The 25,835-nt window shown below is 32.9% G+C and carries 25 protein-coding genes, 1 tRNA gene, 1 riboswitch and 1 other annotated feature; of the genes, 25 read left to right on the top strand and 1 reads right to left on the bottom strand.

What is annotated here, in order from left to right; genetic code table 11:
• The first annotated feature begins 255 nt into the window (after positions 1-255).
• The 19 genes from rpmG to ABNK64_RS09185 all read left to right on the top strand — a co-directional run bounded on the left by rpmG (position 256) and on the right by ABNK64_RS09185 (position 18,549).
• Positions 256-408 carry a 50S ribosomal protein L33 gene (gene rpmG / locus ABNK64_RS09275; protein WP_035960606.1) on the top strand — a complete coding sequence of 51 codons (153 nt, stop codon included), beginning with the start codon at positions 256-258 and terminating at the stop codon, positions 406-408.
• A 23-nt stretch (positions 409-431) separates the two neighbouring features.
• Positions 432-507, top strand: a tRNA-Trp gene (locus tag ABNK64_RS09270).
• Between the two features lie 34 nt (positions 508-541).
• Entirely contained in the window at positions 542-724 is a 183-nt protein-coding gene (gene secE / locus ABNK64_RS09265) for a preprotein translocase subunit SecE (RefSeq protein ID WP_291255654.1), read from the top strand.
• 5 nt (positions 725-729) lie between these two features.
• The gene (gene nusG / locus ABNK64_RS09260) at positions 730-1,329 is read left to right on the top strand and encodes a transcription termination/antitermination protein NusG (RefSeq protein WP_291255653.1); all 600 of its coding nucleotides are present in this window, start codon (positions 730-732) and stop codon (positions 1,327-1,329) included.
• A gap of 64 nt (positions 1,330-1,393) precedes the next feature.
• Entirely contained in the window at positions 1,394-1,819 is a 426-nt protein-coding gene (gene rplK, locus ABNK64_RS09255) for a 50S ribosomal protein L11 (RefSeq protein WP_291255652.1), read from the top strand.
• An 88-nt stretch (positions 1,820-1,907) separates the two neighbouring features.
• Positions 1,908-2,615: a 50S ribosomal protein L1 gene (rplA, locus tag ABNK64_RS09250; RefSeq protein WP_291255651.1), complete on the top strand. Its 708-nt coding sequence runs from the start codon at positions 1,908-1,910 to the stop codon at positions 2,613-2,615.
• A 3-nt stretch (positions 2,616-2,618) separates the two neighbouring features.
• Positions 2,619-2,763: a sequence feature (ribosomal protein L10 leader region), on the top strand.
• Positions 2,764-2,782: 19 nt separating this feature from the next.
• Complete coding sequence (rplJ, locus tag ABNK64_RS09245; RefSeq protein ID WP_349764187.1) at positions 2,783-3,301, top strand: 50S ribosomal protein L10; 519 nt, start codon at positions 2,783-2,785, stop codon at positions 3,299-3,301.
• Positions 3,302-3,373: 72 nt separating this feature from the next.
• Positions 3,374-3,742, top strand: coding sequence for a 50S ribosomal protein L7/L12 (rplL, locus tag ABNK64_RS09240; protein WP_349764186.1), 369 nt, complete (start codon positions 3,374-3,376; stop codon positions 3,740-3,742).
• A 207-nt stretch (positions 3,743-3,949) separates the two neighbouring features.
• Entirely contained in the window at positions 3,950-7,450 is a 3,501-nt protein-coding gene (gene rpoB, locus ABNK64_RS09235) for a DNA-directed RNA polymerase subunit beta (protein ID WP_349764185.1), read from the top strand.
• A 110-nt stretch (positions 7,451-7,560) separates the two neighbouring features.
• Complete coding sequence (gene rpoC / locus ABNK64_RS09230; protein ID WP_349764184.1) at positions 7,561-11,523, top strand: DNA-directed RNA polymerase subunit beta'; 3,963 nt, start codon at positions 7,561-7,563, stop codon at positions 11,521-11,523.
• A 70-nt stretch (positions 11,524-11,593) separates the two neighbouring features.
• Positions 11,594-12,472, top strand: a complete 879-nt coding sequence (locus ABNK64_RS09225) for a YicC/YloC family endoribonuclease (protein WP_291255646.1) — start codon at positions 11,594-11,596, stop codon at positions 12,470-12,472.
• 8 nt (positions 12,473-12,480) lie between these two features.
• Positions 12,481-12,729 carry a DUF370 domain-containing protein gene (locus ABNK64_RS09220; RefSeq protein ID WP_291255645.1) on the top strand — a complete coding sequence of 83 codons (249 nt, stop codon included), beginning with the start codon at positions 12,481-12,483 and terminating at the stop codon, positions 12,727-12,729.
• Entirely contained in the window at positions 12,722-13,288 is a 567-nt protein-coding gene (gene gmk / locus ABNK64_RS09215; RefSeq protein ID WP_291255644.1) for a guanylate kinase, read from the top strand. Before ABNK64_RS09220 ends, gmk begins: the two co-directional genes overlap by 8 nt.
• 13 nt (positions 13,289-13,301) lie before the next feature.
• A complete protein-coding gene (gene rpoZ / locus ABNK64_RS09210; RefSeq protein ID WP_291255643.1) occupies positions 13,302-13,517 on the top strand; it encodes a DNA-directed RNA polymerase subunit omega in 216 nt (71 codons plus the stop codon).
• Between the two features lie 3 nt (positions 13,518-13,520).
• Positions 13,521-14,504 (top strand): FAD:protein FMN transferase, encoded by a 984-nt coding sequence (locus tag ABNK64_RS09205; protein ID WP_349764183.1) that lies wholly within the window; start codon positions 13,521-13,523, stop codon positions 14,502-14,504.
• Between the two features lie 124 nt (positions 14,505-14,628).
• Positions 14,629-15,963, top strand: a complete 1,335-nt coding sequence (nox, locus tag ABNK64_RS09200) for a H2O-forming NADH oxidase (protein ID WP_349764182.1) — start codon at positions 14,629-14,631, stop codon at positions 15,961-15,963.
• A 41-nt stretch (positions 15,964-16,004) separates the two neighbouring features.
• Positions 16,005-16,646: an HAD family hydrolase gene (locus ABNK64_RS09195; protein WP_349764181.1), complete on the top strand. Its 642-nt coding sequence runs from the start codon at positions 16,005-16,007 to the stop codon at positions 16,644-16,646.
• Between the two features lie 299 nt (positions 16,647-16,945).
• Positions 16,946-18,445 carry a sodium-dependent transporter gene (locus ABNK64_RS09190; RefSeq protein WP_349764180.1) on the top strand — a complete coding sequence of 500 codons (1,500 nt, stop codon included), beginning with the start codon at positions 16,946-16,948 and terminating at the stop codon, positions 18,443-18,445.
• Positions 18,442-18,549, top strand: a complete 108-nt coding sequence (locus tag ABNK64_RS09185) for a methionine/alanine import family NSS transporter small subunit (RefSeq protein ID WP_291256356.1) — start codon at positions 18,442-18,444, stop codon at positions 18,547-18,549. Before ABNK64_RS09190 ends, ABNK64_RS09185 begins: the two co-directional genes overlap by 4 nt.
• 88 nt (positions 18,550-18,637) lie before the next feature.
• Here the strand turns inward: ABNK64_RS09185 and ABNK64_RS09180 are convergent, their stop codons facing one another.
• On the bottom strand, positions 18,638-20,233 hold the full coding sequence (locus ABNK64_RS09180) for a Na+/H+ antiporter NhaC family protein (protein WP_349764179.1): 1,596 nt from the start codon (positions 20,231-20,233) through the stop codon (positions 18,638-18,640).
• Positions 20,234-20,328: 95 nt separating this feature from the next.
• Positions 20,329-20,501, bottom strand: a riboswitch (Lysine riboswitch).
• Between the two features lie 195 nt (positions 20,502-20,696).
• Here ABNK64_RS09180 and tyrS point away from each other — a divergent pair.
• From tyrS to nifU, 6 genes are all read left to right on the top strand, one after another.
• Positions 20,697-21,920, top strand: a complete 1,224-nt coding sequence (tyrS, locus tag ABNK64_RS09175; protein ID WP_291256354.1) for a tyrosine--tRNA ligase — start codon at positions 20,697-20,699, stop codon at positions 21,918-21,920.
• Between the two features lie 16 nt (positions 21,921-21,936).
• Positions 21,937-22,428, top strand: a complete 492-nt coding sequence (locus ABNK64_RS09170; RefSeq protein WP_291256353.1) for a GNAT family N-acetyltransferase — start codon at positions 21,937-21,939, stop codon at positions 22,426-22,428.
• Complete coding sequence (gene nth / locus ABNK64_RS09165) at positions 22,425-23,087, top strand: endonuclease III (RefSeq protein ID WP_300343208.1); 663 nt, start codon at positions 22,425-22,427, stop codon at positions 23,085-23,087. Before ABNK64_RS09170 ends, nth begins: the two co-directional genes overlap by 4 nt.
• A 2-nt stretch (positions 23,088-23,089) precedes the next feature.
• Entirely contained in the window at positions 23,090-23,878 is a 789-nt protein-coding gene (thiD, locus tag ABNK64_RS09160; RefSeq protein ID WP_300343210.1) for a bifunctional hydroxymethylpyrimidine kinase/phosphomethylpyrimidine kinase, read from the top strand.
• 85 nt (positions 23,879-23,963) lie between these two features.
• Entirely contained in the window at positions 23,964-25,136 is a 1,173-nt protein-coding gene (locus ABNK64_RS09155) for a cysteine desulfurase family protein (protein WP_291256350.1), read from the top strand.
• Positions 25,137-25,166: 30 nt separating this feature from the next.
• The gene (gene nifU, locus ABNK64_RS09150; protein WP_291256349.1) at positions 25,167-25,550 is read left to right on the top strand and encodes a Fe-S cluster assembly scaffold protein NifU; all 384 of its coding nucleotides are present in this window, start codon (positions 25,167-25,169) and stop codon (positions 25,548-25,550) included.
• Positions 25,551-25,835: the final 285 nt, after the last annotated feature.

The raw sequence follows: 25,835 nt of genomic DNA, 5'->3' as shown, positions 1-25,835 counted from the left end.
TGGAAGTTAAGCCCGTAAACGCTGAAAGTACTTGGAGGGAAGCCTCCTGGGAGGATAGGAACTTGCCAAGCTTTTTTATTTATAATGAGGTACCAAAAAAATAAATTAGATAAATTTTTAAAAAAATGTTTGACAAAGTTTTAAAAATATGGTAATATATCTAAGTCTTAGAAAGCAAGATATAAACTCTTTAACACCATACATAAGGATGTATGGGAGGATCTAAATGATACCGTTATGAGTGGAGGTGTAGAATTGAGAGTAAATATTCAATTAGAATGTACAGAGTGCAAAAGAAGAAACTATAGCACATCAAAAAATAAAAAGAATACTACAGAAAGATTAGAAATTAATAAATACTGTAAGTGGGACAAAAAAGTTACTTTACATAAAGAAACTAAGAAATAATTAGTTTAGTTTTTACAACGTGCAGGTCAATGGCTCAATTGGTAGAGCATCGGTCTCCAAAACCGAGGGTTGGGGGTTCGAGTCCCTCTTGACCTGCCATTTTTTTTATAATGTCGAATCAAAAGGTGATCGCATGAATCTTTTTCAAGGAATAAAAATGGAGTATTCCAAAGTTCAATGGCCTAACAAGGAGGAAATTAAAAATTCTACTCTTTGGGTAATAGCAATGAGCTTAATACTTAGTATATATTTGGGAGTTTTTGATTTGATTGCTTCTAGACTATTAAAAATTTTGGTATCTCTCTTTGGAGGATAATAAATATGGAAAAAACCTTAGTAAAAAAATGGTTTATGATTCATACTTATTCAGGGTATGAGAAAAAAGTTAAAACAGACCTTGAGCAGAAAATAGAAACTCTTGGAATGGGAGATATTGTTACAAAGATTCTTGTTCCAGAAGAAGAGACTATTGAAGAAGTAAGAGGGAAAAAGAAAACTGTTGCCAGAAAGATATTTCCTGGATATGTAATGCTAGAAATGGTAGCTACAAGAGAGGAAAGTAATGAAGGAATTAACTTTAGAGTTGATTCTGATGCTTGGTATGTAGTTAGAAATACAAATGGTGTAACAGGATTCGTAGGAGTTGGATCTGATCCTATTCCAATGGAAGATGAGGAAGTTATGAACATATTTAATGTCATAGGTTTAGATCTTACTGAGGAAGAAAAAGAGATCAAAGAAGTAATAAAAATTAACTTTGCTGTAGGTGATTATGTAAAAGTACTTAACGGTGGTTTTGCTGATCAAGAGGGTAAAGTAGCTGAAATAGATATGGAACATAAGAAAGCAAAAGTCATGATCGAAATGTTTGGAAGAATGACTCCAGTAGAAGTAGATTTTGACAGTGTTCAAAAGGCGTAATGCCTTGTTAGTGGGAGATGACACCGTCATTACCACACATTTTTCGGAGGTGTAATTTTAAAAAATGGCAAAAGAAGTAATTAAATTAATAAAACTACAATTACCAGCAGGTAAAGCTAACCCAGCTCCACCAGTTGGACCAGCATTAGGAGCTCACGGAGTAAACATTATGGAATTCTGTAAAGCATTCAATGCAAAAACTCAAGATAAATCAGGATGGATAATCCCAGTTGAGATTTCTGTTTATAACGATAGAAGTTTCACATTTATATTAAAAACTCCACCTGCATCAGACTTACTAAAGAAAGCAGCAGGAATCCAATCAGCAGCTAAGAACTCTAAAAAAGAAGTTGCTGGACAAATTACAACAGCTAAATTAAAAGAGATCGCTGAAACTAAGATGCCTGACTTAAACGCAGGATCAGTAGAAGCAGCTATGAGAATAATAGCTGGATCAGCAAGATCAATGGGAATAAAAATAGTAGACTAATTAATTTGTTTGGGAGATGGCTAATCGAGCCACTCTATATTAAGTGGTAGGAGGCATCCGCATCACCACAAAGGGAGGAAAATTAAACATGGCAAAACATAGAGGAAAAAAATACTTAGAAATAGCTAAGTTAGTAGAAACTGGAAAGCTTTATGAAGTAAAAGAAGCTTTAGATCTAGTATTAAAAACTAGAACAGCTAAATTTACTGAAACAGTAGAAGTAGCATTAAGATTAGGAGTAGATCCTAGACATGCTGACCAACAAGTTAGAGGAACAGTTGTATTACCTCACGGAACTGGAAAAACTGTAAAAGTATTAGCAATAACTTCAGGAGCTAACATTGAGAAGGCTTTAGCAGCTGGTGCAGATTATGCAGGAGCTGAGGAATATATAAACCAAATTCAACAAGGATGGCTTGATTTCGATTTAGTAATCGCTACTCCTGACATGATGCCTAAATTAGGAAGATTAGGAAAAATCCTAGGAACTAAAGGATTAATGCCTAACCCTAAATCAGGAACTGTAACTCCAAACATTGCAGAAGCAGTATCTGAGTTCAAAAAAGGTAAATTAGCATTCAGAGTTGACAAATTAGGATCAATTCATGTGCCAATTGGTAAAGCAGATTTCGCACCTGAGAAAATTGAAGAGAACTTCAAAGCTTTCTTAGATCAAATCACAAGATTAAAACCAGCAACTTCAAAAGGACAATACTTAAGAACTGTTGCTGTATCACTAACTATGGGACCTGGAATAAAAATGGACCCTGCATTAGTAGCTAAATACGTTGGATAAATAATTTAATATAGATCCAAACCAAAGACCGTAGGTGGTTGTGAACCTTAAAGTATCCTACCGAGGTTGGAATAAGGTTTCGCTAGCCTCATAGTTTGATTACAACCTCCGTTCCTAACCTTTGGCACGGAGGTAATTTTTAGAAAAAAGAGGAGGTGAATCAAAGAATGGCAACTCAAGCAAAAATCGAACAAGTAGCTGAACTAGCAGAAAAAATAAGAAAAGCTCAATCAGTAGTATTAGTTGACTATCAAGGAATCACAGTTAACGAGGAAACTGAATTAAGAAAAAAAGTAAGAGAAGCAGGTGCTGAATATCTAGTTGCAAAAAACAGATTATTCAAAATAGCATTAAAAGAAGCTGGAGTAGAAGATTCTTTTGATGATTTATTAGAAGGGACTACAGCATTCGCTTTCGGATATGATGATCCAGTAGCTCCTGCAAAATTAGTTTTTGATTTAGCAAAAGATAAGGCTAAAGCAAAAAAAGATATATTCAAAATTAAAGGTGGAGTATTAACAGGAAAAAGAGTTGAAGCAACTGAGGTAGAAGCTCTAGCTAAATTACCTTCAAGAGATCAATTACTTTCTATGTTACTTAACTCAATGCTTGGACCAATCAGAAAACTTGCTTACGCAACTGTGGCAATATCTGATAAAAAAGAAGCTGAAACTACAGCTGAATAATTTGGTCAATATTCAATAATAAAAAAAATTCATTAAGATAATAATTTCGAAAATTAAGGGAGGAAAATTTAAATGGCATTCAATAAAGAGCAATTTATAGCTGATTTAGAAGCTATGACAGTTTTAGAATTAAAAGAATTAGTAACTGCTTTAGAAGAGCACTTCGGTGTAACTGCAGCAGCTCCAGTAGCAGTAGCAGTAGCAGGAGAGGGAGCAGCAGCAGCTGAAGAGAAAACTGAGTTTGACGTAATATTAGCAAACGCAGGAGCTAATAAAATAGCTGTAATCAAAGAAGTAAGAGCAATTACTGGATTAGGATTAAAAGAAGCTAAAGAATTAGTAGACAACGGTGGAAAATTAAAAGAGGGAGTTGCTAAAGAAGAAGCTGAAGCTATAAAAGAGAAGTTAACAGCTGCTGGAGCAACTGTAGAAGTTAAGTAATTAACTTTTAAACTGTTGACTAAGCAATAAATCTTAACTTAGTTAAAAAAAATAGGCACTCTTAAACAGAGTGCCTTTTTACTAATTATTAGAAGTATAATAATTTTTATTTTTGGAAAGTGATAATTAATCATTTGGAAATAGATGAGCCTGTTATTTTCAAGTGATTAGGTATTAAATTTTAAGATTGATAAGGGGTGTGAATTAATGGGGAAACTCGTTGAAAGATTGAATTTTGGAAGGATAAAAGAGAGAGGAATTATGCCTCATTTTCTTGAGTTCCAATTGGATTCCTATGAAGATTTTCTACAAGCTAAAGAAGCTCCAAATAATAGAAAAGACAAGGGGTTAGAATCAGCTTTTAGAGAAATTTTCCCTGTTGAATCTTCTAATGGAGATATCAAGTTAGAATATGTAGCATATGAGCTACATGAAGCTGAGCCACCATTAAATGATGAACTTGAGTGTAAAAAAAGAGGTAAGACTTACTCTGCTTCCCTAAAGGTAAGACTAAGACTTATAAATAAAAAGAGTGGAAATGAGATACAAGAATCATTAGTATATTTTGGAGAGATACCACTTATGACAGAAAGAGGAACTTTCGTAATAAATGGTGCGGAAAGAGTTGTTGTATCACAGTTACATAGATCACCAGGAGTGTCATTTAATAAAGAGATCAACATTCAAACTGGTAAAGACCTTTTCTCAGGAAAAATTATTCCTTATAAAGGGACTTGGCTTGAATTTGAAACTGATAAAAATGATTTCCTTAGTGTAAAGATTGACAGAAAGAAAAAAGTATTAGCAACTGTATTCTTAAAGGCTATTGATTTTTTTGAGAATAATACAGAGATAAAAGATTACTTTTTAGAGACAAAGGAATTAGAATTAACTCCTATATTCCAAAAATATAAAAATAGAGAAGAGCTAATAAGTGTTCTTAGAACTAAATTTGAAGGTAGCTTTATCAAAGAGGATATCTATGATGAAGAGACTGGAGAGATAATAGCAGAAGTAGATGCAGTTATTGATGAAGCATTAATTGAGACATTAATTGATGCGAAAGTAGAAAAAGTAAGTTATTGGGAAGTTAAACCTGAAGACAAACTTTTAGCTAATACAGTATTAAATGATACAACTTTAACAAAAGAAGAAGCTGTTACAGAGGTATTTAAAAAATTAAGACCAGGGGATTTAGTAACTATAGATTCTGCTAAATCACTTATCAGACAAATGTTCTTCAACCCTCAAAGATATGATCTTGAGCCAGTTGGAAGATACAAAATGAACAAGAGACTTAAGTTAAATGTAGCTGATGATGAGATACTTTTAACAAAAGAAGATATAATCGCTACTATGAAGTATGTAATTAACTTAAATAATGGAAATGGACATACTGATGATATAGATAACCTATCAAATAGAAGGGTTAGAGGAGTTGGAGAGTTACTATTAATGCAAATTAAAGCAGGACTTTCTAAAATGGGAAAAATGGTAAGAGAGAAGATGACTATTCAAGACTCTGAAACATTAACACCACAATCTCTATTAAATACTAGACCTCTAAATGCATTGATATTAGATTTCTTTGGATCTGGACAGTTATCACAGTTCATGGACCAATCAAACCCATTATCAGAGTTAACTCATAAGAGAAGAATTTCAGCATTAGGACCTGGAGGATTATCAAGAGAAAGAGCAGGATTCGAGGTTAGAGACGTACATGACTCTCACTATGGAAGAATCTGTCCTATAGAGACTCCAGAGGGACCAAACATCGGTCTTATTGGATCACTAGCTATATATGCTAAGATCAACAAATATGGATTTATTGAAACTCCATATATAAAAGTTGTAGATGGAAAAGCTGACTTTGATAGAATAGAGTACTTAGCAGCAGATGAGGAAGAGGGATTATTCATAGCCCAAGCCGATACAAAAATTGGAGAAAACAACGAACTTCTTGGAGAGGTTGTTTGTAGATTTGGACATGAAATAGTTAATATAACTGGAGAAAAAGTTGATTACTTAGATATCTCTCCTAAACAAGTGGTATCAGTATCAGCTGGATTAATACCATTCCTAGAGCATGACGACGCCAACAGAGCACTGATGGGATCAAACATGCAAAGACAAGCAGTACCATTATTAAGAACAGAAGCTCCTTATATAGGAACAGGACTAGAGAGAAAAGTTGCTGTTGACTCTGGAGCATTAGTTGTATCTAAGGTAGACGGTAAAGTAGTTTATGTGGATGCAAGTAAAGTTATAGTTGAAGATGAAAATGGAAAAGAGCATAAATATAGAATGCTTAACTATGAGAGATCAAACGCATCAATGTGTTTACATCAAACTCCATTAGTATCAGTTGGAGACGAGGTAAAAGTAGGAAGCATACTTGCTGATGGTCCAGCTACTAAAGGTGGAGATTTAGCACTAGGTAGAAATATTCTAATGGCATTCATGCCTTGGGAAGGATATAACTACGAGGACGCGATCCTAATTTCTGATAGATTAAGAAAAGATGATGTATTTACATCTATCCATATTGAAGAGTATGAAATAGAAGCTAGAAATACAAAATTAGGAGATGAAGAGATCACAAGAGAGATCCCTAATATCTCTGAAGATGCACTAAGAAAATTAGATGCAAATGGAATTATAACTGTAGGATCTGAAGTAGGACCTGGAGATATATTAGTTGGAAAAACTGCTCCTAAGGGAGAAACTGAGCCACCAGCAGAGGAAAAACTTCTAAGAGCAATCTTTGGAGAGAAAGCAAGAGATGTAAGAGATACATCATTGAGAATGCCTCACGGATCTAAAGGTACAGTAGTTGAAATTCTTGAGCTTTCAAGAGAGAATGGAGACGAATTAAAAGCTGGTGTAAACAAAGCTATAAAAATATTAGTAGCTGAAAAGAGAAAGATAACTGTTGGAGATAAGATGTCAGGACGTCACGGAAACAAAGGGGTTGTTTCAAGAGTATTACCTGCTGAAGATATGCCATTCTTAGCAGATGGAACACACTTAGACGTTGTACTTAACCCACTAGGGGTGCCTTCACGTATGAACATTGGACAGGTACTAGAGGTACACTTAGGAATGGCAATGGGTAACTACAATGGTGGAACACACATAGCAACTCCAGTATTCGATGGAGCATCAGAAGAGCAAGTAAAAGATTACTTAGAAAAACTAGGATTCCCTAGAAGTGGAAAAGTGGATCTTTATGATGGAAGAACAGGAGATAAGTTTGATAACCCTGTAACTGTAGGAAGAATGTATATGTTAAAACTACACCACCTTGTAGAAGATAAGATGCACGCGAGAGCTATTGGACCATACTCACTAGTAACTCAACAACCACTAGGAGGTAAGGCACAATTTGGAGGACAAAGACTTGGAGAGATGGAGGTTTGGGCACTAGAAGCTTATGGAGCATCAAACATACTTCAAGAGATGTTAACAGTAAAATCAGATGACGTTACTGGAAGAACTAAAACTTATGAAGCGATTATCAAAGGGGAAGAGATGCCAGAAGCTGATCTACCAGAGTCATTCAAAGTTTTATTAAAAGAGTTCCAAGCATTAGCATTAGATGTAGAGTTATTCGATACAGAGAACAATATAATAAATGTTGATGAGGAATTAAATAAAGAGGAAGTACTAACTGAGTACTCACCTTTAGATGATTTTAAAGATTAATAAAAAATAATTTATATAATATATTAAGATAGAAATAAGTTAAGGAGTCCCTCTCTTTAGCTTATTTCTAATCATTATGGCTTTATCTCAATAAGGAGGCTTTGTATTTAATGGGAATTAGAAGTTTTGAGAAAATAAGAATTAGATTAGCATCTCCTGAGAAGATCGAAGAATGGTCTCATGGAGAGGTTACAAAACCTGAAACTATAAACTATAGAACTTTAAATCCAGAAAGTGATGGACTTTTCTGTGAAAAGATATTCGGACCAACAAAAGATTGGGAATGTGGATGTGGAAAGTACAAAAGAATGAGATATAAGGGACTAGTTTGTGAGAAATGTGGGGTAGAAGTAACTAGATCTAAGGTAAGAAGAGAGAGAATGGGACACATTTCTCTTGCTGCACCAGTTTCTCATATTTGGTATTCTAAAGGAACACCAAATAAAATGTCGCTTATAATAGGATTATCTCCAAAAGAATTGGAATCTGTACTATATTTTGCAAGATACGTAGTAACAGAGACTGGAGAGAGTAACTTAAAAGAAGGAAAAATATTAACTGAAAAAGAGTATAAACTATACAAACAGTTATATGGAAATAGATTTGAGGCTTTAATGGGAGCTGAAGCTATACTAAAACTTCTTGAAAAGATAAATCTTGAAGAGTTAAGAGAAGAATTAGAAAAAGAGTTAGATGACGTAAGCTCATCACAAAAAAGAAAGAAAGTTGTAAAAAGATTAAAAATAGTTAGAGATTTTATCTCTTCAGACAACAAACCTGAATGGATGATATTGAAAAATGTTCCAGTTATACCAGCTGATTTAAGACCTATGGTACAATTAGATGGAGGAAGATTTGCTACTTCTGACTTAAATGATCTATACAGAAGAGTTATCAATAGAAATAACAGACTTAAGAAGTTATTAGAGATAAAAGCACCTGAAATCGTTGTTAAAAACGAAAAAAGAATGCTTCAAGAAGCAGTGGACGCTTTAATAGATAACGGAAGAAGAGGAAAACCTGTTGTTGCTCAAAATAATAGAGAGTTAAAGTCTTTATCAGATATGTTAAAAGGAAAACAAGGAAGATTTAGACAAAACCTACTAGGTAAAAGGGTTGACTACTCAGCGAGATCGGTTATCGTTGTTGGACCTTCATTAAAAATGAACCAATGTGGAATCCCTAAGAAAATGGCTCTTGAGCTTTATAAGCCTTTCATAATGAGAGAACTTGTAAAGAGAGAGTTAGCTTCTAACATAAAAACTGCTAAAAAATTAGTTGAAGAAGCAGATGACAAAGTATGGGATGTAATTGAAGATGTAATTCAAGATCACCCAGTATTACTAAACAGAGCCCCGACTCTACACAGACTATCTATTCAAGCTTTTGAACCTGTGTTAATAGAAGGAAAGGCTATTAGACTTCACCCATTAGTATGTTCAGCATTCAACGCTGACTTCGACGGGGACCAAATGGCAGTTCACTTAATGTTATCACCAGAAGCTATAATGGAAGCTAAACTACTTATGTTAGCTCCAAACAACATAATCTCTCCTTCAAATGGAGAACCGATAGCTGTTCCGTCTCAGGATATGGTTATGGGATGTTTCTACATGACAAAAGAGAGACCAGGATCTAAAGGAGAAGGAAAAGCATTCTCAAATATAGATCAAGCATTAACAGCTTACCAAAATAAAGTAATAGATACACATGCTATTATAAAAGTAAGAATAAATGGTGAGATGATAGAAACTACTGCTGGTAGATTGATGTTCAATGAACTATTACCAGAAGTGGATAAACAATATAACCAAACTTTTGGAAAATCACAGTTAAAGAAATTAATTGCTAAGTTATATGACGAGCACGGATTTGCTGAAACTGCTGAATTAATCAATAATATCAAAAACTTCGGATACCATTATGGTGCTATGGCAGGGGTATCTGTTGGTATTGAAGACCTTGAAATTCCAGAAGCTAAGAAAGAGATATTAGCTAAAGCTGATGATCAAGTAGCTCAAATCGAAGCTGACTATAAAGCTGGTAAGATAATAAACGAAGAGAGATACAGAAAAACTATCACTGTTTGGTCAGAAGCAACTGATGCAGTAACAAAAGCAATGATGGACGGACTAGATCAGTTCAACCCAGTTTACATGATGGCGAACTCAGGAGCCAGAGGTAATATTTCTCAGATGAGACAGCTAGCTGCAATGAGGGGAAATATGGCCGATACACAGGGTAGAATCATTGAGGTACCTATTAAAGCCAACTTCCGTGAGGGACTAACAGTATTAGAGTTCTTTATGTCATCACACGGAGCTAGAAAAGGACTAGCAGATACTGCGTTAAGAACTGCCGATTCAGGATACTTAACAAGAAGACTTGTTGATATTTCACACGAAGTTATAGTAAATGCTGAAGATTGTGGAACTCATCAAGGAATAGAAGTTGGAGAATTAATCTCTGATGGTAAAGTTATTGAAGAGTTAAAAGAGAGAATCAATGGAAGAGTTCTTGCTGAAGATTTAGTATTCGAAGGAGAAGTTATAGCTACTAGAAATACTTTAATTGGAAAAGAACTAATCAAGAAAATTGATGAATTAGGAATTAGAAAGGTTAAGATCAGATCTCCATTAACATGTGCTCTAGAAAAAGGAGTATGTAGAAAATGTTATGGAATGGACTTATCTAACCATAAAGAGATATTACTTGGAGAAGCGGTTGGAGTTATAGCAGCTCAATCAATCGGAGAACCAGGAACACAGCTTACAATGAGAACGTTCCATACTGGAGGAGTTGCAACAGCAGCAACAGTAGTAACAGGAGTTAGAGCTGAAAACTCAGGTAAAGTAGCATATAGAGATGTTAAGATACTTGTAAATGAAGAGAATGGAGACGAGATTGTAGTTAGCCAATCTGCTAAATTAATTATTGGAAACTATGATTACGAAGTTCCTTCTGGATCAATATTAAAAGTTAAAGAGGGACAACATGTTGAGATTGGAGAAACTCTAGTAACATTTGATCCATTCCATATTCCTATTATTGCTGACCAAGATGGAAGAATAGAGTATAGAGAACTTTATGTAAAAGAAAACTATGATGAAAAATATGATGTTACAGAGTTTATGGCAATAAAACCTGTAGAGTCTGGAGATATCAACCCTAGAGTTGTAGTTTTTGATGCTGAAGGAAATACAAAAGGAAGTTACACTATTCCATTCGGAGCTTACTTGATGGTAAGAGAAGGGGAAGAGATCAAAAAAGGACAGATTATTGCTAAGATAATAAAAGAAGGAGCCGGAACAAAAGACATCACTGGAGGTCTTCCAAGAGTTCAAGAGTTATTTGAAGCAAGAAATCCAAAAGGAAAAGCAATGCTTACTGAGATAGAAGGTAAGATTGAAGTAACTGGTAAGAAGAAAAAAGGTATGAGAGTAATCTTAGTAAAATCAGTATCTGATTCAAGTGATTACAAAGAGTACTTAGTACCAGTTGGAGAGCGTCTAGTTGTTACTGACGGAATGCTTGTAAAAGCAGGAGATAAGATAACAGAAGGAGCTATATCTCCATTTGACGTATTAAACATTAAAGGACTTGTAGCAGCTGAGCAGTTCATCCTAGAATCTGTACAACAAGTGTATAGAGACCAAGGAGTTACTGTAAATGATAAGCATATAGAGATTATCGTTAAACAGATGTTTAAGAAAGTTAGAATTGTTGATTCAGGAGCTTCTTTATTCTTAGAAGATGAAGTAGTTGAGAAGAGAGTAGTTGAATTAGAAAATGAAAAACTACAAGCTCTAGGAAAACCAGTAATCAAATATGAACCAATTATTCAAGGTATAACTAAAGCCGCTGTAAATACAGGAAGTTTCATATCAGCAGCATCATTCCAAGAGACTACAAAAGTTCTTTCAAATGCAGCTATAGAAGGAAAAGTTGACTTCTTAGAAGGATTGAAAGAGAACGTAATCATTGGTAAGAAGATACCTGCAGGAACAGGATTTAGTGCTTACAAGAAGATAAAAGCAAAGGTTATAGAAGAAGATTTAATGGAGCAAGAGTAATCTGAATATTATATAAAGAATAGGCGACAATGTCGCCTATTCCTATATTTTATCTTTTTGGAGGTAAATTATGAGAAGTATGACAGGATATTCAAAACTATCATATCAAGATGAGAAGTACAACTTGAATATGGAGTTGAAGAGTGTAAACAACAAGAATTTAAATTTAAAAATAAAACTTCCATATAATTTAAATTTTTTAGAGGGATTGATAAGAACTGAAGTTGCCTCAAAGGTAAGTAGAGGATCCCTAGATTTAAAAATTGAATTTAATGATTTGAGAGATTTAGGAAAACTTTTTGACTATGACAAAGAGCAGAGCAAGGGTTATATGAATGTCTTAGATGAAATGGAAAAAGATTTTAATGAAAAATTTACAAACAAGATGGACATTTTAGTTAGAAATTTAAATGTAATAAAGAAAAATGATTTTGAAATTGATGAGAATGAGTATAGTCAATTTATAGTTGAAAAGTTGAGAGAGCTTCTAGTTCCTTTTATAAAAACAAGAGAGGAAGAGGGAGAGAGACTGAGAGTTTACTTCCTAGAGAGATTAGCTGTAATTGAAAAAAATATTCAAGAGATCAAAAAATATAAAGAGCAGGTAGTTGAAATATACAGAGCTAAACTTTTAGAGAGATTGGATAAGATCAGAGGCGATATAGAGTTTAAGCAGGAAGATATTTTAAAAGAGATACTTCTTTTTACAGATCGTTCAGATATTTCAGAAGAGATTTCTAGATTGGATAGTCACCTGGAGCAATTGAAGAAAGAGCTTTTAATAAAAGGTGAACCAATAGGTAAAAAAATAGATTTTATATTACAAGAGATATACAGAGAGCTTAATACAACTGGTGTTAAATCAAATCTTTATGATATTTCAAAATTAATTGTAGAGTGTAAGAACGAACTTGAAAAAATTAGAGAACAATCTATGAATATAGAGTAGGAGGAGAGATGAAACCAATAAATATAGGTTTTGGGAATATGGTTATGGAAAATAGGATAATAGCCATAGTCAACCCTGATTCTGCTCCAAGTAAAAGACTTAAAGAGGAAGCTAAAGCTCAGAATAGATTGATTGATGCAACCTTAGGTAAGAAAACAAAAACTCTCATAATAACAGATTCCAACCATGTTATTATGTCGGCGATTAACCCAGAAACAATATCATTGAGAATAGAGAGAGGAGATAAAAATGAGTAGAGGAATAAAAGGACATCTATATATAGTATCTGGTCCTAGTGGTGCTGGAAAATCTACTATTTGTAGAATGGTACGTAAAATGCTTGGGATAAACTTAGCTACTTCAGCTACAACAAGAGCTCCTAGAGAGGGAGAATTAAATGGTAGAGATTACTATTTCTTAACAAAAGAGGAGTTTATAGCTAAGGAAAAAAATGGGGAATTTTTAGAGTATGCTACTGTTCACGGAAATTATTATGGTACTTTAAAGTCAGAAGTTGAAAGTAGACTTTTAGCTGGAGAAGATGTAATATTAGAGATAGATGTTCAAGGAGGACTACAAGTTAAAGCCCAATATCCTGATGCACATTTAATCTTCTTTAAAACTCCTACTAAAGAGGACTTAGAAGCTAGACTAAGAGGAAGAAAAACAGATAGTGAAGAAGTTATTCAATTGAGATTAAAAAACTCAATCAAAGAGTTAGAGTATGAAAAGGATTATGATATGACTATAATCAATAATACAGTTGAAGATTCTTGTAATGCACTTAAAAAAATCATTGAGGATAAAAATAATTAATAGGAGATATACTATGAAAAAAGAGATAATATATGATGAATTATTAGAGAAAATACCAAATAAATATATTTTAACTATTGTAAGTGGGCAAAGAGCTAGACAGATAGGAAAGGGAGAACCAATCTTAACTAAGTATAGCAAAAAAGATACAGATGTAAAAAAGGCTTTTAGAGAGATCTTGGCTGATAAGATTGGATACGAGATAGTAGAAGAAAAAGTCGGTGAATAATTTATGTTGAAAAAAATATTGGCAATTTTAATATTGCCAATTTTTATTTTATCTTGCGGAAAAAAAGAGATTAAAAAGATAGAGAAAAATAGCTTTTTATTCGGAACTTATATAAGTATTACCGTATATGATGAAGATGAAAAATTGGCAAAGAGAGCTATTGAATTAGCATTTAATGAGATTGAGAGATTGGATAATAAATTTAATAGCAAGGTAAAAGGAAGCCTTATAGATAAACTTAACTCTGGAGAGGAGAAGGAGATTATCTTAGATGACGAGGGAAAATATATATTTCAAAATTTAAAGAGTGTATATGGGTTATCTGATGAAAAGTATGATATAACCATAGGTCCACTTTTAGATCTTTGGGATTTTGGAAGTAAGGCTGAAAGAGCTGTTCCAACTACTGATCAATTGGATAAAGCTAAGAGCAAGGTAGATTTTTCAAAAGTGATCTTAGATGGAAATAGACTCTATTATGCAGATAATGGTATTGAGATAGATACAGGTTCTTTTTTGAAAGGATATGCAATTGAAAAGGCTAAAGAGGTAATGGTAAATGAGGGGATAAAAAGTGCCTTTATCTCATCTATTTCAAGTATAGAAACAATAAATACTAAGCCTGAAGGTAAAAAATGGAGAATTGGAATTGAAAATCCAGAGAACACACAAGAGTTATTAGGAGTTGTAGAACTGGATAATCAAGGTATGGGAGTATCTGGAGATTATCAAACTTTTATAGAGATAGATGGAAAAAAATATCACCATATTTTAGATAAAACTGATGGTTACCCAGTAAAGGATAAGAAGATGGTAGTTGTAATATCAAATAATGCTTTTTTCTCTGATATGTATTCAACAGCCTTCTTTATGATGCCAATTTCCAAGATAATAGAGTTTTCAGAAAAGAATAATTTGGCTGTTTTAGTTGTGGATAGTAATATGAAAATCTATATGTCAAAGGATTTTAACCTATTAAAAAAATAGAAGTATATTTTTGCTCAAAAAATACTCAAAAAATTATTATAAATTACAATTAAATTTCCTTGAATAAACTATACAAAAGAAGTATAGTATAAATGTAAAGAATATAGTTTATGGAGGGAATAAAGTGAGTAAAATAGTGGTAATAGGTGCAAATCATGCTGGAACAGCAGCAATAAATACAATTTTAACAAATTATCCAGAACAGGAAGTAGTAGTTTTTGATAAAAATTCAAATATAAGTTTTTTAGGTTGTGGAATGGCATTATGGATTGGAAAACAGATTTCAGGTCCTGAGGGATTATTCTATGCTACAAAAGAGGGATTGGAAGCAAAGGGTGCTAAAATTCATATGGAAACTGCAGTAGATAGAGTGGATTTCCAGAAAAAAGTTGTATACGCAACAGGAAAAAATGGTGAAAAATATGTTGAGCAATATGATAAATTAATACTTTCAACAGGTTCTTTGCCTATAGATTTAAATATACCAGGAAAAGATTTAGAAAATGTTCAATTTGTAAAACTTTATCAACATGCAGAAGATGTGATAAAGAAATTAGAGAACAAAGAGTTAAAAAATATAGTTGTTGTAGGAGCTGGATATATTGGAGTAGAACTAGCTGAAGCTTTCCAAAGAATAGGAAAGAATGTGGAGTTAGTTGACTTGGCAGATAGCTGTCTATCAGGATACTATGACAAAGAGTTCAGAGATCTAATGTCACAAAATTTAAAAGACAATGGAATAAATTTAAATTTTGGAGAGAGAGTTCTTGAGATAAAAGGAAATGGTAAAGTAGAAGAGGTAGTAACAGATAAGAAAACTTATAAAGCTGATATGGTTATCTTAGCTGTGGGATTTGTACCAAATAATATTCTAGGAAAAGATAGCTTAGAACTATTTAAAGGTTGTGCATATAAAGTAGACTTAACACAAAAAACAAGTGTAGATGATGTATATGCTATTGGAGATTGTGCTACTGTATATGATAATTCAATACAGGATACTAACTATATAGCACTTGCAACAAATGCTGTAAGATCAGGAGTTGTAGCTGCTCACAATGCTTGTGGAACTAAGTTAGAGAGTGTGGGAGTACAAGGATCAAATGGAATCTCTATCTACGGATTAAATATGGTATCTACAGGTTTAACTTTAGAAAAAGCTAAAAAATTAGGTTATAATGCAGTGGCAACAAACTATGAAGACCTTCAAAAGCCAGGATTCATTGAAAAGAACAACAATAAAGTAATGATAAGTATAGTTTATGATATGGATTCAAGAAGAGTATTAGGAGCTCAGATAGCTTCAAAACAGGATATTTCAATGAGTATACATATGTTCTCATTAGCAATTCAAGAGGGAGTGACTATAGATAAATTAAAATTATTAGATATCTTCTTCCTACCTCATTTTAATCAACCATATAACTATATAACAATGGCAGCTTTAGGGGCTAAATAGTTAGTAAAAAGTAGCTTTTTTCCTTTTAGGAGGGTATGAAAATGTTAAAATTAGTAATTTTTGATATGGATGGAGTTATTTTAGATAGTGAAAGAGTGGCAAATTTAGCTTGGTTTCAAGTGAGTGAAAAATATGATTTGGGACTTAATATTGAGAAGCTGAAAGAGATAAAAGGTGGAACAGCAGTAAGAACTCTGGAGGTATTGAGTAAACAAGTTGGAAAAACTCTTGCAGAGAAGATTATGGAAGAGAAAAAAGAGATCCAAATGTCTATAATCAAAAAAGAAAATGGAATTAAATTAAAAGAGGGAGTAGTTGAACTTTTAAAATATATTAAAGAAAAGGGATTAAAATGTATAGTAGCAACCTCAACTACCAAAGAAAGAGCTGAAAAGCAGTTGAAAGAAACAGGGGTATACAGTTATTTTGATAACTTAGTCTATGGTGATGAGATAAAAAATGGAAAACCAGACCCTGAAATTTTTCTAAAAGCTTGTGAAAAGATTGGAGTATCTCCAATTGAAGCAGTGGTTATAGAGGATTCTGTATTAGGGGCAACAGCTGCCAATAGAGCTGGAATAAAATGCTTTGTAGTAGAGGATACTATGAAGTTTAGTGTTGAAGAAAATAGATTAGTTACAAGAAAGTATACAAGCCTATTAGAAGTAGTAGGAAACCTATAATTTATCATTTTATATTGACAACTGTTCAAAATTATAATATACTTATCCTAAGAAATAAAAAAGGAGGTTATCAATATGTCTAACATGAATACAAAATATTGGTGGTGGAACTGCATAGAAAAATCAGATAATTTATTCAAAATGTTAGATAAGAACTTTATTTATATTGATAACATATTTCTGTCTATGTAATTCTACACAGGAAAATACTATATTATATATGGTAAAATGGATTAATTTAAGTTAAGTTTAAGCAGTCTAGCAGACTGCTTTTTTTATTTCTAAAGGGAGATGGTTCAATGGAAGAGAAGAGAGAGTTATGGTCAAGTAGAAAGGGATTCATCTATGCAGCAGTAGGAGCGGCAATAGGCTTGGGAAATTTATGGAGATTTCCATTTCAAGCTTATAAAAATGGTGGAGGAGCTTTCTTTTTGCCATATATAGTGGCATTATTTACTTGTGGTATACCACTTATGATTTTGGAGTATCAATTGGGAAGAAAAGTTAGAGGTGGATCAACTAAGGCATTTAGAATGCTTGGGAAAAGATATGAGTGGCTAGGTTGGTTACAGGTAATGATTCCAATAGTGGTGATGATGTTCTATTGTACAATTATCTCTGTAGCAGTTGTCTTTATGGTATGGTCTTTAGGTCATGCTTTTGGAGTAGTTAATTGGATGTCGGATCCTGGAAAATTAATGGAAATAATTGTGGGTAACGCCAATGGACCTTTTGATTTTTCAGCAGGAATAAGTGGCTATATGCTATCTTTTATTTTGATTGTATGGTTCAGTAACTGGATAATTGTAAAAAAGGGGATATCTAGTGGAATAGAGAAGTGTTCAAAAATATTTACACCTTTATTGATGGTTTTGATGTTAATTTTTATGATCAACTCTTTGAGATTGAAGGGGGCAGTAATAGGGTTGAATGCACTGTTCACACCAGATTTTGAGAAAATATTAAATCCGAGTATTTGGGTAGCAGCTTATGCACAGGTATTTTTCTCAACAACATTAGCTGTTGGAGTTATGATTGCTTATGGTTCATATGTTCCTAAGAAATGGGATGTTGTTAACAGTTCATTTATAACAGTTTTAGCAAATGCATCATTTGATATAATATCTGGAATAACAGTTTTTTCTACATTGGGATATTTGGTAAATAGTATGGGAGTTGAGTTTAACTCTTTTGGAAGTGGAGCTGGGATAGCTTTTATAGCCTTTCCAATAGCCATATCAGCAATAACAGCCAATCAATTTTTACAGGGAATTATTGGATTTATATTTTTCTTCTGTCTATTTATAGCTGGATTGTCATCAAGTATATCTATGCTAGAATCATTTGCAACAGGGGCTTTAGATAAATTCAAAATAAGTAGAGAGAGATTGGTTGGAGTGATCTCTTTAATAGGTTTGGTTGGAAGTGCAGCTTTCTCAACTTATGCAGGTTTTAACTATATATTGGATATAGTTGATTCCCATGTAGGAAACTATATAATAGCTACACTGGGGCTAGTTGAAACAGTTTTAGTATGTAGATACTATGGAATAGAGAAGATAAGAGAGGAAGCTAATGAATATTCTGATTTTGAAATTGGAAGATGGTTTGATATTCTATTAAAATATGTAACTCCTACCATTTTAGGAATAACAGTTATAACAAATTTAATAAAAGGTATTCAAAATTTAACACTTGGAAATCTTGTTTTTGGTTGGGGAACTATTCTATTGATGGTCATATGTGCAACACTTTTCTATAGAAGAGCTTGGGAGATGGAAAGAGGTGAATTGAAGTGAATATAAGTGCAATAGTGATGATGGTATTTGGTTGTTTTGTAGTATGGGGTGGACTATTGATGTCCATTGGTATAACTTTAAAAAAAGAGAATAAAAGAGATTAAAAGGAAATAAGGATGGAAAAGTTATTAGTGGGTAATAACTATGACCATCCTTATCTCATTTATATAAAATATTTAGGTTAGGGGCTAATTAATTTTTAGCTCTTTTTCTAGCTAAAAGAAGTAGGGTAATAACTCCAATGACTCCAACAGGAAAAGCTATTAACCAAGATTTAGTATAACCAATAATAACATATGATACGAAAGATATTGCTGCTACACTGAGTGCATAAGGTAGCTGTGTATATACATGGGCAACGTGGTTACATTGAGAACCAGCAGAAGCCATTATAGTCGTATCTGAAATAGGAGAGCAGTGATCTCCACACACAGCTCCAGCCATACAAGCTGAGATTGAAATAATCATCATCTGTGGATCATTTTCAAATACAGCAACAACTATTGGAATCAATATTCCAAAAGTACCCCAAGATGTACCAGTTGCAAAGGCAAGTCCACAACCAACTAAGAAGATTATAGCAGGTAACATATTTACAAGTCCACCAGCTACATTTTCCATAAGATGTGCTACATAAGGAGCAGCACCTAAACTATCAGTCATAGCTTTCAAGCTCCAAGCAAATGTTAAAATCAATATAGCTGGAACCATTGCCTTAAATCCATCTGGGATAGAATCCATACACTCTTTAAAAGTTAAAGATTTTCTAACAACATAGAATATAATTGCTAAGATTAAAGCAAACATACTTCCAATTGCAAGACCTTGTGAAGCAACACTATTTGAAAATGCTTCAATGAAATTAGTTCCTGCAAAGAAACCACCTGTATATATCATACCAGTGATACAGAATATGATTAAAAATATGATAGGAACTACTAGATCTAAAACACTTCCATGTGAATCTTTCTCACTTAACTCTTCTGGAGTAACAATCTCCCTTCCATCTGAGAAGAGATCTCCATTTAAAGCATTGAGTTCATGAGTTTTCATAGGTCCATAATCACTGTTTGAAACAGCAATCATAATCAACATAATTATAGTGAATAAAGCGTAGAAATTGTAAGGAATAGCCTTGATAAAAATAGCAAAACCATCCTCTCCTGGAACAAAACCACTAACAGCAGCAGCCCAAGATGAAACAGGAGCTATTATACATATAGGTGCAGCAGTGGCATCTATAAGATATGCCAATTTAGCACGAGATATGTTATGCTTATCTGTAATTGGATACATAACACTACCAACAGTTAAACAGTTGAAATAGTCATCAATAAAGATAAGACAACCTAAAATGATAGTAGCAAGTTGAGCTCCAACTCTACTCTTTATTTTTTTACTTGCCCAGATTCCAAAAGCCTTTGATCCACCAGCTTTATTCATCAAGGATACCATTGTTCCAAGAATAACCAAGAATATTATTATACCAACGTTATTTGAATCACTGAGAACTGCTATTAAACCATCATTTAAAACATGAAGTGTAACTTTTTCAAGATTAGCACCAGCATAAAGAACTCCTCCTGAAACAATTCCAATAAAAAGAGAACTATAAGCCTCCTTTGTAATCAAGGCGAGTACAATAGCGATAATTGGTGGAACTAATGCCCAAAATGTCCCGTATAAAGCAGGGGTATATTGAGTACCATTGTCAGCGAATAGACAAATAGAAAGGGTAAAAAATAATAAAAGAAATGAAAAAAACTTTTTAAAAAAATAATTGTTCACAAAACTTTCCTCCTCAACTGCTTAAAATTTGGGTTTTAATACATAGATAGCGAAAGTGATTTGCTAAGTGAACAAAAAAACTATAAAAACATTTCCATTCTGATAGCACTCCACTGATTTGTGACAGTCCGCCATATATTATATGACGTCCCAAGATATATAAACTTGTGCTTTTATACATCTTTCGGCAATTTCCCCTTTTCTTTAAAAGTGTGCACAAACATAGTCTTTTAAAGTAATAATGAAAACTGCAACCTCTATCTTTTCTTAGAACTCTTGATCTTATTTTAGATCTTTTATTTCTGAATGTCAATATAAAAATAAGAAAAAAAGTAAAAAAAATTTACAAAAAGTAGAGAGAAAGTATATTTTTCAAATAAAATTAAGCTTTTAAGGACTTTAAAAAGAGGAATATTTATGTTAAAATATTAAAAAAATATAATTGAAAATAGAGGGAGAAAAAATGGAAAATAAAAACGTAGTAGATGTATTATTAGAGCGTGGATACATCAAACAATTTACACATGAAGATGAAATAAGAGAAGCACTTGGGAAAGAGAAAGTTACATTTTATATTGGATTTGATCCAACAGCAGATAGTTTACATGTAGGTCACTTTATAGCAATGATGTTTATGGCTCATATGCAACAGCATGGACATAGACCGATTGCATTAGTTGGTGGTGGAACTGCTATGATAGGAGATCCTAGTGGAAGAACTGATATGAGACAGATGATGACAAAGGAAACAATAGCCCACAATGTTGCTTGTATAAAAAAACAGATGGAAAAATTCATTGATTTTACAGATGGAAAAGCAATTTTAGAGAACAATGCTGATTGGTTATTAGGATTAAATTATGTTGAGTTTATAAGAGATATTGGAGCACACTTCTCTGTAAATAGAATGTTGGCTGCTGAGTGTTTCAAGCAAAGAATGGAAGCTGGATTATCATTCTTAGAATTCAACTATATGTTAATGCAAGGTTATGATTTCTTAGTATTAAATAAAAAATATGGTTGTACAATGGAGCTTGGTGGAGATGACCAATGGTCAAATATGATAGCAGGAGTAGAGCTAATAAGAAAGAAAGAGCAAAAACAAGCTTTTGCAATGACTTGTACTCTTTTAACTAACAGTGAAGGTAAGAAAATGGGAAAAACTGCTAAAGGAGCATTGTGGTTAGATCCAGCTAAAACATCTCCATATGAGTTTTATCAATACTGGAGAAATGTTGCAGATGCTGACGTTGAGAAGTGTTTAGCACTATTGACATTTGTACCTATGGATGAAGTAAGAAGATTGGGAGCACTTGAAGGAGCAGAGATAAACCAAGCTAAGAAAGTATTAGCTTTCGAAGTTACAAAATTGATTCACGGAGAAGAGGAAGCTTTAAAAGCACAACAGGGAGCAGAGGGAGCATTCGGTGGTGGAGATATGAGCAATGTACCATCAATAGAGCTTTCAAAAGATAGAGTTGGAATGGAGTTACTAGACTTCTTAGTAGAGAACAAGCTTATAAAATCAAAGGGAGAGGGAAGAAAGCTAGTAACACAAAATGGATTGACAGTTGCTGATAATAAAGTTGCAGATTTTGCAATGAAGATAACAGATGAGCTATTTACAGATGGAGAATTTGTTTTAAAAATAGGTAAGAAAAAAATATACAGAGTAGTTTTAAACTAACAATAAGGTGGTTTTTTTGATAGAGATAATACTGAGAAAAATGGAAGAGAAGGATATCCAAAACTTATATAATTATATTCACTTGAATTATGTAAAAAAATATTTTCCTGAAAAAGAGAGGGAGCAATGGGAGGCACACAAAAGATGGTACTCCTTTGTAATAAATTCTCCTACCTATCTCTTTTATACTATTGAAAGTTTGAGTAGAGAGTTTTTAGGAACAGTTAAATTTGAGATGGTAAGTAAAACGGGAGCAATAATAAGTGTTTATTTAATAGAAAAAGTACGTGGAAAGGGGTATTCAGAAGAGGCTATTTTTAACAGTATTGAGGAGTTAAAATTTGAAAGACCTCAGATAAAAAAGGTTTATGCTTATATTTTAGAGGAGAATGAGATCTCTAAAAAAGCTTTTATAAGACTGGGGTTTAAATCAAAAGGAATAAAGGAATATAGCGGAGCTGAACATCTTTTGTATGAAAAAGAGATAGATCAAGAGGAAAGAGAATGACAAAAAAAGAGAGAGTTAAAAATATATTAGAAGAATTAAACAAAAAATTTGGAAAGCCTAAGTGTGCACTAAATTATAATACACCTTTTGAACTTTTAGTTGCTGTAATCCTTTCAGCCCAATGTACAGATGTCAGAGTAAATATTGTAACTAGTGAGATGTATAAGCATGTTAATACACCTGAGGAGTTTGCACAGTTACCACTAGAAAAGATAGAAGAGATGATAAAAAGTACAGGTTTTTATAGAAATAAGGCAAAAAATATAAAATTATGTAGTCAACAACTTCTTGAGGAATATGGTGGAAATATTCCTCAAGAGATGGAAAAATTAGTAAAATTGGCTGGAGTTGGAAGAAAGACAGCAAATGTAGTAAGAGGTGAGATATGGGGATTAGCTGATGGAATAACAGTGGATACCCATGTAAAAAGATTAACTAATTTGATAGGTTTGACTAAGAATGATGACCCAATTAAGATAGAGCAAGATCTTATGAAAATCGTACCCAAAGATAGCTGGATAGATTTCTCACACTACTTGATTTTACAAGGGAGAGATAAGTGTATAGCTAGAAGACCTAAATGTAATGAGTGTGAGATTTTAGAATTTTGTAAATATGGGACTGAAAAGATTAAAAAAGAGAGTAAAAAAGGGAGTTAAAAATGAAAAAACCAGTACTTACAATTGCAGGTAGTGATTGTTCAGGTGGAGCAGGGATACAGGCAGACTTGAAAACAATGACAATGAATGGTGTCTATGGTATGAGTGTAATAACTGCTCTCACTGCTCAAAATACTAAAGGAGTAACAGGAATACTAGATGTTGGAGTGGAGTTTTTAAAATCCCAACTTGATGCAGTGTTTAATGATATACCACCTCAAGCTGTAAAGATAGGTATGTTATCATCAAAGGTATTAATAGAGACAATATCTAAATATCTAAAGGATCAGAATGTAAAAAATATAGTTTTAGATCCAGTTATGGTATCTACAAGTGGTTCAAAATTAATTGCAGATGAAGCTATAGATACAATGTGTAATGAGTTGTTTCCAATAGCTACTGTGATAACTCCAAATATTCCAGAGGCTGAAATTTTAAGTGGTATGGAGATTAAGAGTAGTGATGATATGATGATTGCTGCCAAAAAGATATATGATAAATATGGTTGTGCTGTCCTTTGTAAAGGGGGGCATAATTTAAATGATGCAAATGACTTTTTATACAATGGAGAAAATACAAGATGGTTTATGGGGAAAAGAATAGATAATCCCAATACCCATGGGACAGGTTGTACACTTTCTAGTGCAATAGCATCAAACCTTGCAAAAGGTATGAGCTTAGAGAAATCTATAGAAAAAGCCAAGGAGTATCTATCTAATGCATTGTTGGAAATGTTGGATCTAGGAGAGGGTAGAGGCCCTATGGATCACGGATTTTTAATAAAGAATTAAAAAAATATTTTAATTCTTGACAATTTTAATAAAGAATGGTATAAATATAGAATAAGAAATGTAATTTTATAGGGAGAGGGTAAATATGAAAGTTTATCTAGACAACAATGCAACTACAAAGATGGATAGTGAAGTTCTTGAGGCAATGTTACCATACCTTACTGAATTTTATGGAAATTCATCAAGTTTGCATCTTTTTGGGAAAGAAACAAATAAGGCACTAACAGAATCAAGAGAGTGTATTGCAAAGTTTTTAGGAGTTGAAGCAGACGAACTTATTTTTACGGCATCAGGAAGTGAATCTGATAACTTGGCTATAAGAGGAATTGCAAGAGCTTATAAGAATAGAGGAAAACACATTATAACAAGTCCAATAGAGCATCCAGCAGTAAAAAATACATTGAAGGATCTAGTAGAGGACGGATATGAAGTTACTACAATACCAGTTGATCACAATGGTGTACTAGATATAGAAGCTTTAAAAGCAGCAATAAAAGATGATACTATACTAATAACTGTTATGCACGCAAACAATGAAGTAGGATCTTTTCAACCAATAGAAGAGATAGGAAAAATTGCAAAAGAGCATAGAATTATATTCCACGTTGATGCAGTTCAGACAATGGGAAAATTAGATATAAAACCTAAAGAGATGGGAATAGATTTACTTTCTTTCTCTGGACATAAATTCTATGGACCTAAAGGAATAGCAGGATTGTTCTGGAGAAATGGAGTAAGATTTGGAAAAGTTCTTACAGGTGGAGGTCAAGAGAAAAAGAGAAGACCAGGAACATCTAATATACCAGCAATAGTTGGAATGGCTAAAGCACTTGAAATATCATATAGAGATATGGGAGAAGAGTGGAAAAGAGAAGAGGAGTTAAGAAACTATTTAGAGGATGAGATTGTAAAAAGAATCCCAGAAGTAGTTGTAAATGCTAAAGATGTAAAAAGATTACCAGGAACTTCAAGCATTACTTTTAAATATTTAGAGGGAGAGTCTATCCTTTTAAGTTTAAGTTATAAAGGAATTGCAGTAAGTTCAGGTTCAGCATGTTCTTCTGACGAATTACAAGCATCTCACGTACTATTAGCTATGGGAATTCAACCAGAGTTTGCTCATGGAACAATCAGATTTGGTATAGGAAAATATAATACAAAAGAAGAAATTGATTATGTAATTGAATCAGTTGTTGAAGTAATCAACAAATTGAGAATGATATCACCACTATGGAATGCATATCAGGCTGAAAAATAGAAAAATTTAAGATGATTTAAGGAGAAAAAAATGCAATATACAGAAAAAGTAATGGAACATTTTATGAATCCACACAATGTTGGAACAATTGAAAACCCATCAGGATATGGAAAAGTTGGAAATCCATCTTGTGGAGATATAATGGAGATATTTATCAAAGTTGAAAATGATATTATAACAGACGTAAAATTTAGAACTTTTGGATGTGCATCAGCAATAGCTAGCTCATCTGTTTCAACAGATTTAGTATTAGGAAAAACTGTAGAAGAAGCTTTAAAATTAACTAACAAAAAGGTTGTTGAGGAACTAGGGGGATTACCACCAGTGAAAATGCACTGTTCTGTATTAGCAGAAGAGGCTATCCAATTAGCAATCAATGATTATTTATCAAAAAAATCAGCAAAAGCTGAATAATTTTAAGAAAAAATGAAGTTTAGGAGAAAATTTTTTATAAATTTTCTCCTGTTTTTTTATAAAAAAAATAAAAAAATATATCTGTAAACCATTGATTTTATTAGGGAAGATTGATGATAAGATATTTTATTTAAAAAAATAATAAAAAAAGTGTTGACGAAAATTATTATTTGTGATATTATAATCTATGTCCGCGAGAGAGCGGTACAAAAAATGTTAAGGACATTAGCAACAGAATAGAGAAAGACAATAAATGCAAACACAACAATAAATTGGTGTAAATTA

The sequence above is a fragment of the Fusobacterium sp. SYSU M8D902 genome (genome assembly GCF_040199715.1).
Taxonomy (GTDB): Bacteria; Fusobacteriota; Fusobacteriia; order Fusobacteriales; family Fusobacteriaceae; genus Fusobacterium_A.
Note: the sequence above shows the minus strand (reverse complement) of the source record. Positions and strands in the feature narration are given on the sequence as shown.

Bases quoted from the DNA above. Each gene is read 5' to 3' on its own strand.
- secE (WP_291255654.1), top strand. From the start codon at position 542: ATGAATCTTTTTCAAGGAATAAAAATGGAGTATTCCAAAGTTCAATGG.
- nusG (WP_291255653.1), top strand. From the start codon at position 730: ATGGAAAAAACCTTAGTAAAAAAATGGTTTATGATTCATACTTATTCA.
- rplK (WP_291255652.1), top strand. From the start codon at position 1,394: ATGGCAAAAGAAGTAATTAAATTAATAAAACTACAATTACCAGCAGGT.
- rplA (WP_291255651.1), top strand. From the start codon at position 1,908: ATGGCAAAACATAGAGGAAAAAAATACTTAGAAATAGCTAAGTTAGTA.
- rplJ (WP_349764187.1), top strand. From the start codon at position 2,783: ATGGCAACTCAAGCAAAAATCGAACAAGTAGCTGAACTAGCAGAAAAA.
- rplL (WP_349764186.1), top strand. From the start codon at position 3,374: ATGGCATTCAATAAAGAGCAATTTATAGCTGATTTAGAAGCTATGACA.
- rpoB (WP_349764185.1), top strand. From the start codon at position 3,950: ATGGGGAAACTCGTTGAAAGATTGAATTTTGGAAGGATAAAAGAGAGA.
- rpoC (WP_349764184.1), top strand. From the start codon at position 7,561: ATGGGAATTAGAAGTTTTGAGAAAATAAGAATTAGATTAGCATCTCCT.
- ABNK64_RS09225 (WP_291255646.1), top strand. From the start codon at position 11,594: ATGAGAAGTATGACAGGATATTCAAAACTATCATATCAAGATGAGAAG.
- ABNK64_RS09220 (WP_291255645.1), top strand. From the start codon at position 12,481: ATGAAACCAATAAATATAGGTTTTGGGAATATGGTTATGGAAAATAGG.
- gmk (WP_291255644.1), top strand. From the start codon at position 12,722: ATGAGTAGAGGAATAAAAGGACATCTATATATAGTATCTGGTCCTAGT.
- rpoZ (WP_291255643.1), top strand. From the start codon at position 13,302: ATGAAAAAAGAGATAATATATGATGAATTATTAGAGAAAATACCAAAT.
- ABNK64_RS09205 (WP_349764183.1), top strand. From the start codon at position 13,521: ATGTTGAAAAAAATATTGGCAATTTTAATATTGCCAATTTTTATTTTA.
- ABNK64_RS09195 (WP_349764181.1), top strand. From the start codon at position 16,005: ATGTTAAAATTAGTAATTTTTGATATGGATGGAGTTATTTTAGATAGT.
- ABNK64_RS09190 (WP_349764180.1), top strand. From the start codon at position 16,946: ATGGAAGAGAAGAGAGAGTTATGGTCAAGTAGAAAGGGATTCATCTAT.
- tyrS (WP_291256354.1), top strand. From the start codon at position 20,697: ATGGAAAATAAAAACGTAGTAGATGTATTATTAGAGCGTGGATACATC.
- nth (WP_300343208.1), top strand. From the start codon at position 22,425: ATGACAAAAAAAGAGAGAGTTAAAAATATATTAGAAGAATTAAACAAA.
- thiD (WP_300343210.1), top strand. From the start codon at position 23,090: ATGAAAAAACCAGTACTTACAATTGCAGGTAGTGATTGTTCAGGTGGA.
- ABNK64_RS09155 (WP_291256350.1), top strand. From the start codon at position 23,964: ATGAAAGTTTATCTAGACAACAATGCAACTACAAAGATGGATAGTGAA.
- nifU (WP_291256349.1), top strand. From the start codon at position 25,167: ATGCAATATACAGAAAAAGTAATGGAACATTTTATGAATCCACACAAT.